This window comes from Pseudogracilibacillus sp. SO30301A, assembly GCF_037072025.1.
In the GTDB taxonomy this organism is placed as follows: Bacteria; Bacillota; Bacilli; order Bacillales; family Amphibacillaceae; genus Pseudogracilibacillus.
In genome coordinates this window covers 1-13,253 of the sequence record NZ_JAXHDD010000079.1, presented here as the reverse complement: position 1 = coordinate 13,253, position 13,253 = coordinate 1, and the positions used below count along the sequence as shown (strand labels likewise).

9 protein-coding genes are annotated in these 13,253 nt (G+C 37.2%); 3 read left to right on the top strand and 6 right to left on the bottom strand.

Annotated features, from left to right (window positions below; genetic code table 11):
* Window positions 1-253 precede the first annotated feature (253 nt).
* The 6 genes from argF to argC form a co-directional block, all read right to left on the bottom strand.
* Window positions 254-1,213, bottom strand: a complete 960-nt coding sequence (argF, locus tag SPD89_RS21215) for an ornithine carbamoyltransferase (RefSeq protein ID WP_336263936.1) — start codon at window positions 1,211-1,213, stop codon at window positions 254-256.
* Window positions 1,210-4,374, bottom strand: a complete 3,165-nt coding sequence (locus SPD89_RS21210) for a carbamoyl phosphate synthase large subunit (RefSeq protein ID WP_336263935.1) — start codon at window positions 4,372-4,374, stop codon at window positions 1,210-1,212. Before SPD89_RS21210 ends, argF begins: the two co-directional genes overlap by 4 nt.
* Window positions 4,375-4,516: 142 nt before the next feature.
* Window positions 4,517-5,668: an acetylornithine transaminase gene (locus tag SPD89_RS21205; protein ID WP_336263934.1), complete on the bottom strand. Its 1,152-nt coding sequence runs from the start codon at window positions 5,666-5,668 to the stop codon at window positions 4,517-4,519.
* Window positions 5,669-6,057: 389 nt separating this feature from the next.
* The gene (gene argB / locus SPD89_RS21200) at window positions 6,058-6,822 is read right to left on the bottom strand and encodes an acetylglutamate kinase (protein WP_336263933.1); all 765 of its coding nucleotides are present in this window, start codon (window positions 6,820-6,822) and stop codon (window positions 6,058-6,060) included.
* Between the two features lie 14 nt (window positions 6,823-6,836).
* Window positions 6,837-8,063, bottom strand: a complete 1,227-nt coding sequence (gene argJ / locus SPD89_RS21195) for a bifunctional ornithine acetyltransferase/N-acetylglutamate synthase (RefSeq protein WP_336263932.1) — start codon at window positions 8,061-8,063, stop codon at window positions 6,837-6,839.
* A 232-nt stretch (window positions 8,064-8,295) separates the two neighbouring features.
* Window positions 8,296-9,333 carry an N-acetyl-gamma-glutamyl-phosphate reductase gene (argC, locus tag SPD89_RS21190; protein WP_336263931.1) on the bottom strand — a complete coding sequence of 346 codons (1,038 nt, stop codon included), beginning with the start codon at window positions 9,331-9,333 and terminating at the stop codon, window positions 8,296-8,298.
* A 387-nt stretch (window positions 9,334-9,720) separates the two neighbouring features.
* Between argC and SPD89_RS21185 the strand changes: the two genes are divergently transcribed.
* The 3 genes from SPD89_RS21185 (at window position 9,721) to SPD89_RS21175 (ending at window position 13,069) form a co-directional block, all read left to right on the top strand.
* A complete protein-coding gene (locus tag SPD89_RS21185; protein WP_336263930.1) occupies window positions 9,721-10,668 on the top strand; it encodes an alpha/beta hydrolase in 948 nt (315 codons plus the stop codon).
* Window positions 10,661-11,512, top strand: a complete 852-nt coding sequence (locus tag SPD89_RS21180; protein WP_336263929.1) for a MurR/RpiR family transcriptional regulator — start codon at window positions 10,661-10,663, stop codon at window positions 11,510-11,512. Before SPD89_RS21185 ends, SPD89_RS21180 begins: the two co-directional genes overlap by 8 nt.
* 162 nt (window positions 11,513-11,674) lie before the next feature.
* Complete coding sequence (locus tag SPD89_RS21175) at window positions 11,675-13,069, top strand: aspartate aminotransferase family protein (RefSeq protein WP_336263928.1); 1,395 nt, start codon at window positions 11,675-11,677, stop codon at window positions 13,067-13,069.
* The last annotated feature ends 184 nt before the right edge of the window (window positions 13,070-13,253 follow it).

The window sequence follows — 13,253 nt, the reverse complement described above, 5'->3', positions numbered from 1 at the left end:
AGCCAAATCTTCGAAGAATGTGCCGATTTATCCAAAGATGAGCCTATTCTTCGAAAGATGTGCCGTTTTATCCAAGGATGTGCCGATTCTTCGAAGAATGTGCCGATTTATCCAAAGATGAGCCAATCTCTTGAAAGAATGTGCCGTTTTATCCGAAGATGAGCCAATTCTTCGAAGAATGTGGCGTTATTTCTCAAAGAACTCAAGCTCATAAAAAACGCCAACCACATTCACAATGGTTAGCGGCTGTTTATTATACCAATGTGGCTAAAATAGCTTTTTGTACATGAAGACGGTTTTCTGCTTGATCAAAGACAACGGAGTTTTCGCCATCGATTACTGCTGCCGCTACTTCTTCGCCACGTTTTGCTGGAAGACAATGCATAAATAGGTAATCATCTTTCGCGCCGTTTACAAGTTCCTCGCTTACTTGATAATCTGCAAACTCTGCTAGCCGTGCTTGAAGATCTCCTTCCCAGCCCATGCTGGCCCAGACATCTGTATAAATAATATCGGCAGCTTTTACTGCTTCTTGCGCATCATATGTCTGCACAATTTTAGCTCCAGAAAGTTTCGCTTTCTCTTTTGCCATCTGAAAAATGCCTTTTTTAATTTCATTACCTTTAGGAACCGCAATATAGCAATCAATACCCATTATCGCACACCCCATGAGCAGGGACTGTGACATATTATTTCCATCCCCGACGAAAGTGAGTTTCAACCCATTAAATGAACCTTTCTTTTCATAAATGGTCATTAAATCTGCCATTACTTGACACGGATGCGCATCATCTGTTAGGCCGTTTATGACAGGAACGGTTGCATTTTCCGCTAATTCCACAACAATATCGTGCCCATATGTCCGGATCATAATCGCATCAACAAACCGGGAGAGCACTTTTGCTGTATCAGCCACTGTTTCGCCATTACCCATTTGGATATCATCTTTATTTAAAAATTGCGCCATACCACCAAGCTGGTACATTCCCGTTTCAAAAGAGACACGAGTTCTCGTTGATGATTTCTCAAAAATCATCGCAAGCGTCTTTCCCTCTAGATAACGATGAGGTTCTCCAAGTTTTTGCATATTTTTAAGCTTAATTCCAAATTCAATTAAGTCCATCAGTTCATCTTTTGTAAAATCACTTATTTGTAAAAAATCTTTTCCATTTAATTTACTTTTCATCTGTTGTAGCACTACGGGTTGATTCATAAAAACACCACTTCCTTTTGATTAGCTCTTTTTACTAACTCGTGGATTCCCACTATATCCACTTTTTTATTTGTCATCATTGAAAACGCACGAACGGTTTCTTCTGAGGTCATGACGATTAAATTAAATTCCAACGCTCTTTCACGAAAAGCCCCATTTTCCTCAGGACTATAAATGGCAAACGCATTTTTAGAACGCATCCAGTCCTCCATATCTTTAAATGGTACATTTTCGCCGAAGTCTTCTGAATATTTTGCTGTAATACCGATTTCAGCAAGTCTTGCTCCCACTTTTAGAAAACTTGCTTCATTTTTAGTTAGGAAAATTTCTTTATCTTCCTTCCTATACGAATTAGTTAATTCTTCACTCCATAAAAATGCTTTTGTTATACTTTTAGATAAGCTCTTTGACATTCCGATCACTTCACCGGTTGATTTCATTTCTGGAACTAACTTAGGATCGACCCCCGGTAATTTATCTATGGAGAATACCGGTGCTTTTACTGTATAAAACTTATTTTCAGGGAATAATTTCACTTTCCCACAAAGTGATTTTAAAGACCTTCCGAGTAATGTCTTTGTTGCAAGCTCGATCATATTAATATCTGTAACTTTGGATACGATTGGTACCGTTCTTGAAGCTCGTGGATTTACCTCAAGCACATATAATATGTCTTCATAGATAACAAATTGAATGTTGAAAATCCCTTTAAAATCAATGTTTGTTGCTACTCTTTCGGCATAATCGACAATTTGCTCCTTAACCGTCTCCGATAAAGAAATCGGTGGCGTCACTGCCATACTGTCACCGGAATGGACACCCGCTTTTTCAATATGTTCGAAAATAGCCGGAATAAAGATTGTTTCTCCATCTGTAATGACATCAACTTCTACTTCTTTACCCGGGTAATACGCGTCAATTAAAATTGGATAAGAGGATGCGTTTAAATTTTTTGAAATAAATTTTTCCAAAAGTTCCTCTGAACGAATAATTTCCATTCCTTTTCCACCTATCACATATGACGGCCGGATAAGTACCGGATAACCAATTTTACGCGCTTTTGCAATTAAGTCTTCATCTGTCATTGCTGTTTGCCCTGGGATATGCGGAACAGTTATACTCTTTAAATATTGATAAAAGCGATCCCGATCTTCCAAAACATCAATTGTATCCATTGTCGATCCAAGCAACTCAACACCAGCTGCTTCCAATTCTTTCACTAAATTAATTGCCGTTTGCCCACCAAACTGTACGATTACCTTCGTTATATTTTCATGTTTCATTACATGGAGCACATCTTCTGCTGTTATTGGTTCAAAATATAACTTATCAGCAAGTTCATAATCAGTACTTACAGTTGCCGGGTTATTATTAATTAAAACAGTTTCAAACCCGTATTTTTGTAAAGCCTTTATGCCTTGAACAGAACAGTAATCAAATTCAATTCCTTGCCCGATACGAATAGGTCCTGAACCGATAATAAGCACTTTTTCTTTCGTGACATTCTCAATTTTCGGTGTTTCTCCACTATCCCATGTTGCATAATAATAGACTGCATTTTCTGTTTTTGATTCTGTAAAAGCATCGATCATTTCGTACTCCGGGTAAATGGAAAATTGGTTTTGTTTCTTTTGTATGTCTGAAACTGGACATTGCCACATGTTAGCTAACCACTGATCAGTAAAACCATATTGCTTAAACGTCAGCATCTGTTCAATCGTGACACTGTCAATGGTACTTTTTAAAATTTCCCCTTCTAACCGAACGAGCATTTCCATCTCACGCAAAAAGAAAGCATCAATTTTCGTTGCTTTTTGAATGTCTACAACATCTACACCGCGTCTCATTAGTTCTAGAATTGCAAAAAACCGACGATCATCTGTATTGAACACTAATTTGCGAAGTTCGCCGGTTTTCATTTTTTGTAAAATCGGTAACGTTAACCCTTCTCCTTCTAATTCAAGCGAACGCACTGCTTTTTGCAGTCCCGCAGCAACTGTTTTTTCAATTGCCATTACTTCTCCGGTCGCTTTCATTTGCGTTCCGAGCCTGCGATCTGCTGTAGTTAGTTTATCAAAAGGCCAACACGGAAATTTCACAACGACATAATCAAATTCTGGTTCATATGTTGCAAGTGACTCACCAGTTTTACCATATTTTATTTCAGCCAATGTATAACCTAAACTTAATTTTGTAGCAACTTTGGCGATAGGATATCCTGTTGCCTTTGAAGCAAGTGCACTTGAACGACTAACCCTTGGGTTTACTTCAATGACGATATATTTTTTCGTTTTTGGCTCAAAGGCAAGCTGAACATTACAAGCTCCGATAATACCAAGCTTTTTTACTATTTTTAAGGACGCATCTCGAAGTATCTGAATTTCCTCAGCGGATAACGTTTGAATTGGAGCAACGACAATCGAATCCCCTGTATGCACGCCAACTGGATCGATATTTTCCATATGGCAAACGATGCTCGCATCATTTGCTTGATCTCGGATTACTTCAAACTCAATTTCTTTCCAGCCAGCAATGCTTTTTTCAATCAAACATTGGTTAATAGGACTTGCTCTTAAGCCGCGAGAAACGAGTTCAATAAGTTGATTTTCACCGGTTGCAATCCCGCCTCCTGAACCTCCTAACGTATACGCAGGTCTTACTATAATCGGATAGCCTACCTCCTCACTAAAGGCTAGCGCATCATCCAAATTATCAACGATGGTACTTTCTGAAATCGGCTCTTTGATTACTTGCATCAAATTTCTAAATTTATCCCGGTCTTCCCCTTGCATAATTGAATCAATAGGAGTCCCTAAAACTTTTAAATTATATTTAGTAATAATTCCTTTGTCTTGTAATTTAAATGCCAAGTTTAAACCGGTTTGCCCACTAACTGACGCTAATATCCCATCCGGTTTTTCTTTTTGTATAATTGATTCGATATTTTTAACAGTTAATGGTTCAAAATAAACACGGTCGGCGACATTCTCATCTGTCATGATTGTTGCAGGATTATTATTGATAAGAATAACTTCACAGCCTTCTTCTTTTAAGGTTAAACAAGCTTGCGTTCCTGCATAATCAAATTCAGCTGCCTGCCCAATGACGATTGGACCTGATCCAATAACTAAAACCTTGTTTATTTGCTTCTCCTTGGGCATTCCAAGTTGCCTCCTCATATAAACTTACTTTTATTGAAAAACGAATGTTTTTACACAAAGATGTATCTTTATGCATAAATGTGTATATTTTTTGCAACAAGTACGAAAGATTAAAATTTGCACTTGTTGCAATATTATTTATTTATAACATAATTTCTTCTTTTTGTAAAACATCTTTCAATGTCATTACCGCTTTTGCGATTTCGTTTTTTGAAACCGTAAGCGGCGGTAACAGTCGTACGACATTTTCTCCTGCACTTAAGACTAAAATACCTTTATCCATTAACTTAGGTACAAGATGGGTGGCTTGAGTTTGACACTCTATTCCTACCATTAATCCTTTTTGACGAATCTCTTTTACAAAATCTAATGGTTTAATATGTTCAGTTAATTGTTCTTGTAAATAGTGTGCAGTTTCCATTACATCCTGTAAAAATTCACTTGCAAAAACAGTAGTTAACACTGCTTTTGCAGCAGACATTGCAAGTGGGTTCCCGCCAAATGTTGATCCATGAGAACCTGGACCAAAAGCTGCAGCATATTCTTGTTTCGCTACCATTGCCCCTACTGGAAGACCATTTCCAAGTCCTTTAGCAAGTGTAAAAATATCTGGTTCAATTCCGTAATGTTCGAAACCGAATTTTTCACCAGTACGGCCAATCCCTGTTTGAATCTCGTCGACAATGAGCAAGATATTTTCCTTTTTACATAGTGTGGCAAGACCCTTGATGAAGTCTTCATTACCCGGGATGACGCCACCTTCACCTTGCACAACTTCCAACATGACAGCTGCCGTATTTTCATCCATTAATTTTTTTACTGATTCAAGGTCGTTATACGTTGCGTATGCAAATGACTCCAGCATTGATCCAAAGCCAATTCGTACCTTTTCTTGGCCAGTTGCCGCCATCGTTGCAAATGTACGGCCGTGAAAAGACTGGTTAAATGTAATGATTTTTTCTTTTCCAGATACTTTTCTTGCGAGTTTAATGGCCGCTTCATTTGCTTCTGCTCCACTATTACAGAAAAATACTGAATCTCCGGGACTGTTTTCTGTAATTAGTTCTGCGACTTCTTCCTGAATAGGCTGTTTATATAAATTGGACACATGCCAATAGTTATTTAATTGATTTTCAATTGCTTCTTGCACGGCCGGATGACGGTGTCCTAAATTACAAACGCCTATTCCGGTTCCAAAATCAAGATACTTTTTCCCGTTTATATCTTCTACAATCGTTCCGTCTGCACTTTTTACAGCTAGATCATAGCGATTGTACGTTGGAAATAATGCCATCGTCCTAACATCTCCTAACTTTTATTCTAAAAATCTTGTGCAATATCCATAAACTGTGCAGTAACTTAGGTTAATTTGCTCCGCAAGTATCCAAACAAAGTTACCACGTGATATACCGCTACGAAATACACTACACTCGTATAGTGGATAGTAAATTGCAACTAATCAACACACACAAATAGCTCTCAACATCAATTCAATTTGCATGTTGGACTGACACTCTGCTTGATAATCGAACCACTTCGCATGGTACATCACAACTTGCATGATAATCGAACCACTTCGCATGTTGCATCACGACTCTGCATGATACACGAGTCACTTCGCATGGTACATCGACAATATGCATGAAGCACAAGCGTAACGTCACAATTCCCTCAATTACACGCTTATACCTTCACGCCTTCACTTACTTTAATTGTTGTTCCTGTTAATGTTGTTGTATTTTTTAGTTCGGATTGTTTTCCGTTTACGATCATGACTTCTTTTACGATCGATAAGCCTTTCATAGCTGCTTTTACCTTTGGTATCATTCCACCATAGATTGTTCCATCTTCAATCATCGTTTCAATCTCTTCAATTGTCACCGTTTCTAAAAGATCTCCATCTTTTAAAATACCTGGAACATCTGTTACAAAGATTAATTGTTTTGCATTAAGCGCTGCTGCGACTGCTCCGGCCGCTGTATCTGCGTTTACGTTATACCTCTTCTGATCCGAACCGATTGCTATTGGAGAAATTACTGGCACAATATCAAGCTCTAATAATTGCGCAATATATGCTGTATCAACATGAGTAACTTCACCAACAAATCCATAGCGTTCATAATTAATTGGCGTCGCTTCTAACACCCCGGATACACCAACTGCCTTTATCCCCGTTTGGTTAACTCGTCTTGTAAGCGCAGGATTGACATGACCAGATAAAACCATTTCCACGACATCCATCATCGCTTCAGTCGTTTTTCTCAATCCATCAATAAATTCAAACTCAATTTCTAATTTTTCTAGCATATCTTTTATCGCAGGCCCACCGCCATGGACGATAACTGGTTTTAGTCCTGCATCCCGTAATGCTTGGATGTTTTTAAAAAAATCATCTGATAATTCATTGATGGAACTACCACCACATTTTAAAACGATACTGTTATCCAACGATTATACTCCTTTCACGAGCGATAACTGGCATTAATTCTGACATAGTCATACGTGAGGTCACAACCCCATGCCTTTCCTTTTCCATTACCTATTTTCAAATCTACGTTGATTTGTATCGTGTCATTTTGTAAGTACGCTGTCGCGTCTTCCTCGGAAAATCCAATCGGTTCACTGTTTTTTAACAGTTGCATCGTACCAATAGACATATTAATTGTTTCAGGATTCACTTCCGCTCCACTATAGCCAATCGCAGCAATGACTCGCCCCCAATTGGCGTCCGTCCCGAAAACGGCTGTTTTAACTAAGGAAGAACCTACAATTGATTTGCCAATTTTTTTAGCATCTTCATCCGTTTTTGCGCCTTTTACATTTACTTCAATTAGCTTTGTTGCCCCTTCCCCATCCCGAGCAATTTGCTTCGCTAAATCTTCACAAGTGTTTGTTAATAATTCAATAAATGTATCCCAGTCTTCATGTTCCGGTGTTAACGTGTTATTTTCCGCTAATCCATTCGCTAAAACGACAACCATATCATTTGTAGATGTATCGCCATCAACGGTTATGCAATTAAAGGTCGCATCAACAACTTGCTTTAATGCAAGATGAAGAGAAGTTGAATCAATCTCTGCATCTGTCGTAATAAATCCGAGCATCGTTCCCATATTTGGTTCAATCATTCCGGATCCTTTTGCCGCTCCCGCCATGGAAACTTTTTTGCCATCAATCTCTGTTGCAAAACATGTAGATTTTGCAAATGTATCTGTCGTTAAAATCGCTTCCCCAAAATCTGTTGCATGTTTCTCCGTTTTTCCTACCGCTAACTTAGCAATATGTGGTGTGATTTTATCCATCGGCATATCGAGTCCAATAATTCCTGTTGAAGCAACCGCAACATAATGTTCTGGAATAGTAAATTTTTCAGCTGTTGTTTTTCGCATACTATAAGCATCAAGCATTCCTTGTTTTCCTGTACAAGCATTTGCATTTCCACTATTTATAATAACTGCTTGAATTTTATTTTCAGTAGCTATACTTTCTTTGGTAACTCCGAGTGGTGCTGCTTGAATTTGATTTAACGTATAAACAGCTGCTGCATTTGCAGGTGTTTCCGAATAAACAACTCCTAAATCATTTCGCTTTCTTTTTACTCCCGAATGTAATCCAGCTACTTGAAAGCCGGATGGAGTAACAATAGAACCTGATTCTACCTGTCTTACTTTTGTCTTCAGTTCACTCATTCTTATTCCCCTTTTATCCTAGACTTAACATATAATTGGTCTGGCACTACCGAAATTCACTCCGTTTTTCGCGCTCGGCTGTTGAGCCTTTGCTCCCACGACGGACAGTACCGTTCTAATGTTGACGTAGGCCACAGAGCCGACCTTAAATCTCTTTGTATTTCCTTCGCTAAAATAGTAAATTGTAACTCATCACGATTAATTATTGCTTGCTGAAACTTACATTCTCACGTTATGGGAAAACTGGCATAAGATCAATTCCCGTCTTTTCATCGATACCTAACATTTTATTCATATTTTGTACCGCCTGACCGGAGGCTCCTTTTACAAGATTGTCAATTACGGAAACTACGATGACTCGGTTCGTTCTTTCATCATACGTTGCTCCAATATCACAAAAATTCGATCCATAAACTTCTTTCGTACTCGGAAACTTTCCTTCTTCACGGACACGGACAAAATATTTATCTTCATAACTTTCTTTAAATAACTCAATCAGTTCTTTTGTTGTTGTTTTTTCTTTTACTGTTGCATACATTGTCGCCATAATTCCTCGTGTCATCGGCACTAAATGTGTCGTAAACGTAATCGCTCCAGTTAGATCATTCCATCTTGAGAGCATCTGTTCAATTTCTGGTGTATGTTGGTGCTCATTCACTTTATATATTTTAAAATTATCATTTGTCTCTGAAAAATGAGTTGCAGCAGAAAGTCCTTTTCCTGCACCGCTAACTCCAGTTTTCGCATCAACAATAATTGATTTTTCATCAATAAGTTCATTTTTAATAAGTGGCGCAAGTCCTAATAGTACTGACGTAGGGTAACATCCAGGATTTGAGATAAGTTTAACTTCGGATAAATCCACATCAATCCATTCAGTAAGACCATACACCGCAGACGCTAATAAATCTTTATCAGCCGCTTCGATTCCATACCATTGTTCATAAACTTTTTGATCGGTAATCCTAAAATCACCCGATAAGTCAATAACTTTTACACCTTCAGCTAAAAATTGTGGCGCTACATTCATTGCTACTCCAGAAGGTGTTGCCATGAATACTAGATCTACTTCTTTTGCCATATTTTTTACATTAACAGCTTGAAGCGGCTCTGCTACTACGTTTTGCATATGTGGAAAACTTTTATGAAGCGGTTCACCATATAAACTTGATGCATGAACAGAGTGAATGGATACACGTGGGTGTTGGCGCAAAATTCGCACTAATTCTGCTCCTCCATAACCAGTTGCTCCAATAATTGCAATTTTCATTATTCATCCACTCCTAAATTCTCTATAATAATTATCATTATAAACTGTATAAAAATAAAATCAATAGTATATTTATAAGTTTTTTAAATATTTACTTCTCATTAAGTATATTAATTATATAGCAGCCATTTTAAAAGGATTAATATTATACATAATTTATGCATAATCATGATTATATGAAAATAGGTGATTAGTTATGATTAGTGGAAAGTTATGGTACATTAATAATAGAATCTTAAATTCACTAAATAAAACACGCTGATTGGGAATACTGCACGTGCTTATTTACAATACTTATAGTGGGAGCATTCGATGCACGTATGCAAAAGGAATACTTTCCTAGTCTCCGCCAAGGAACAATTTTAGTGAATACGAGGAGGAATATAATTGGAGCGTAAACAATTTTATTTTTATTCTGAAGATGACACAAAAATCAATGCATATCGCTGGGAGAATCCAAAAAAAGAAAATATACAAGGCATTGTGCAAATTTCTCACGGAATGGCAGAACATGTTCTTCGTTATGAAGATTTTTGCTCATTTTTAGTCGCTCAAGGCTTTATTGTCTATGGGAATGATCACCGAGGACACGGTGGTACCATTCAAGCACCTGATGACCGAGGATTTTTTGCTGAAGAAAACGGGTTTGAAAAAGTTGTCTCCGATATGAAGCAATTAACAAATATCATCAAAGAAGAACAGCCGGAGATCCCAGTCTTTATTTTCGGGCATAGTTTAGGTTCCTTTTTAACAAGACGATATATTCAATTATATGGCGCTGAGATAGAAGGGGCTATTTTATCAGGGACAGGTGGAGATCAAGGGTTACTCGGCAAGGCGGGTTTACTGCTCGCAAAATGGGAACGGAAAAGGAAAGGACCACGAACCCCAAGTCCGCTTCTCCATAAGCTCACTTTCGGGAATTTTAATAAAGCATTTTCACCAGTTCGCACTGATTTTGATTTTTTAACATGTGATGAAAAAGCCGTTGACGCTTATATAGAAGATAATAATTGTGGATTTATTTGTTCAACCAGTTTTTACATTGATTTAATTAGTGGGATTGAACTGATCCATCATAAAGAAGAGCTAGAAAAAACGCCAAAGACGTTACCGATTTTTTTTATTTCTGGTGATAAAGACCCTGTCGGTGGGTTAGGAAAAGACGTTGAAGCGGTTTATGAACTATACCAACAACATGGATATAAACACATTTCATTTAAATTATATGAAAATTTACGACATGAACTTATCAATGAACTTAACAAAGAAGAAGTTTATGAAGATATTTTACGATGGATGCAAGCCGTCTTGAAAGGAGTACTCCATGTCTAATCCAACCATCTACCGAATCATTAGTTCAAGAAGAGATAGCATGAGTAAATCGCAACATAAAATTGCGGATTATATATTGGAAAATCCGCATTCGATTCCTTTTATAACTGGAGCAAAATTAGCAAAAATGACTGGAGTTAGTGAAGCAACTGTCGTTCGTTTTGCTACCTTCCTAGGTTTTTCAGGATATAATGATCTGCAAAAACAATTAGCTACTTCGATTGAAAAGCAATTAAATACAGTGGAACGTCTAACGATGTCACGTTCCACATACAGTGAAACGGAAAAGGCAATTTACGATAATTTTAATGATGATATTAAAAATATCCAAACGACAATGCAACAATTAAATCCTGAAGATTTTGAACGGGCTGCGGAGTACATTTTAGATGCTGAACGCATTTATATTATTTCGAATCGAAGTGCTTTATCATTAGGTACGTTCTTACAGTATTATTTAAATATTATGTTTGGAAAAAGTGAATTGGTTCACACGACAGAAGCGGCTTTCGACCAAATTTATAATGTGAATGAAAAAGATGTCATTATCGGGATTAGCTATGCTCGATATACTAAAAGTACGCTCAATGCCGTCTCTTACGCCGCCGAAAAAAATGCCAAAATAATTGCATTAACCGATCATTTTTCATCTCCAATCACTGCTTACGCTACTATTGCTCTTTTTGCATCTAGTAATATGCAATCATTTTTAGACTCCTTTGTTGCACCTCTAAGTGTCATTAATACATTAATCGCTTATATCGGAAATAAAAAAGAAGTAAACATGAAAGAGCGTCTCGAAAACTTCGAACAATTATGGGATCGCTACGATGTTTTTTATTAGCTTGGTCATATTTTGAAATTTTATATTCATTTTTTTTATATTATGAAATAAATGTTGCATAAATAATTTTACTTGCATATACTTATAATAAGATAACATTTTTTACTCGATGTTATCTTAGCAAATTCAATTTTGCGAAAAACTATATGTGAGGCGATACAAATGGTCAATGTAAAAGAAGATGTTACATTGTTTGATAAACAAACATCTTCTAAAATGTTTCAGCATGCGGAAACGGTGATTCCAGGAGGTGTAACTGCAAACATTAAACACTTTGCTCCAAACCCAATATTCATGAAAGAAGGAAAAGGCAGCAAGCTAATCGACGTTGATGGTATGGAATATATTGATTATTCCTTATGTTATGGCTCATTAATTACTGGACACGGTCATCCGCAAGTGATGCAAGCAACCATCAACCAGTTAACAAATTCAGGAACGATTATTTTTGGAACACCACATGAGTTAGAAGTGGAAATGGCCGAAAAATTAGTAGCCCTTTATCCAAGTATGGATCAAGTGAGATTTACTAATTCTGGTACAGAGGCAGTTCTACTAGCTATCCGTTTAGCCATAGCCTATACAGGGAAGCCCAAAATTGGAAAATTCGAGGGTCATTACCATGGTGGTTTAAATCAGGTTCTTGTAAGCATTAACCCGAGTAAAGAAAATGCTGGGAAAGCTGAATCACCTACACCAGTATTGGAGTCTAGTGGCATTCCTTTAGACGAACAGGAAAATACAATCGTCTTCCCATTTAACGATCTAGAAGCAACTGAAATTTTGTTGAAAAAACATGCAAATGAACTTGCCGCAATTATTTTAGAACCAATACAAGGAGGCTACATCCCAGCTGATGATTCCTATATGCAAGGATTGAGGGAGCTGACGAAAGAACTTGATATTCTCCTCATTTTCGATGAAGTAAAAACCGGATTTCGTGTCGATATAGGTGGGGCACAGAAACTGTATCGTATCAAACCAGATATAACCGCACTCGGAAAAGTATTGGGTGGAGGTTTACCAGTTGGAGCCGTTGGTGGTAAAAAAGAAATTATGATGCAAAGTGCTGCTAATGCTAAAGGAGATGTGTTCGCTGTTGGTGGAGATAGTAAAGCAACCCAATCGATCGTCTTCCATAGTGGTACGTATAACGGCCACCCACTTGTTTTAGCTGCTGGGATGGAAACAATCCGCATGTTAGAAACTGGCCAATTATTAAAAAATTTAATTTCAAATACAATGTTATTACGTACACGTTTGGAAAAACTTTATACCTCCTATCAGATTGACATGCAAACGATAGGAATGGGAAGTATTTTTAATATTATCTTTACGAAAAAACCGATAAAAAACTACCGTGATATGTGGAAAGCAGACACCGATTTTCGCGAAAAAATTGATACAGAATTATTGGATTTAGGAATTTATTTAAAACCATTAAACCGATACTCTATGTCCATAGCCCATACATTAGAAGACATTGAAAAAACGGTGGATGCACATGAAATCGCGTTGAATCGTGTTTTGAAACAAAAATTTCAAACAGCTAAATAAAACACTATTTTCGTAATCCCCTTTGGAATATTTCTGAAGGGGATTTTTCTACAAATATGTTTTATCCGTTAAGCTCATGTTCAACCCAACTATCATGAAAATCCCCGTTGTGGTGGAACTTTCATAAAAAAGTTCTACACTACATCGGGGACTTCCACTTTTCTAATTTTAAATGCTTGTAATA

Bases quoted from the DNA above. Each gene is read 5' to 3' on its own strand.
- argF (WP_336263936.1), bottom strand. From the start codon at position 1,213: ATGAATCAACCCGTAGTGCTACAACAGATGAAAAGTAAATTAAATGGA.
- argC (WP_336263931.1), bottom strand. From the start codon at position 9,333: ATGAAAATTGCAATTATTGGAGCAACTGGTTATGGAGGAGCAGAATTA.
- SPD89_RS21210 (WP_336263935.1), bottom strand. From the start codon at position 4,374: ATGCCCAAGGAGAAGCAAATAAACAAGGTTTTAGTTATTGGATCAGGT.
- SPD89_RS21180 (WP_336263929.1), top strand. From the start codon at position 10,661: ATGTCTAATCCAACCATCTACCGAATCATTAGTTCAAGAAGAGATAGC.
- argJ (WP_336263932.1), bottom strand. From the start codon at position 8,063: ATGAGTGAACTGAAGACAAAAGTAAGACAGGTAGAATCAGGTTCTATT.
- SPD89_RS21175 (WP_336263928.1), top strand. From the start codon at position 11,675: ATGGTCAATGTAAAAGAAGATGTTACATTGTTTGATAAACAAACATCT.
- SPD89_RS21205 (WP_336263934.1), bottom strand. From the start codon at position 5,668: ATGGCATTATTTCCAACGTACAATCGCTATGATCTAGCTGTAAAAAGT.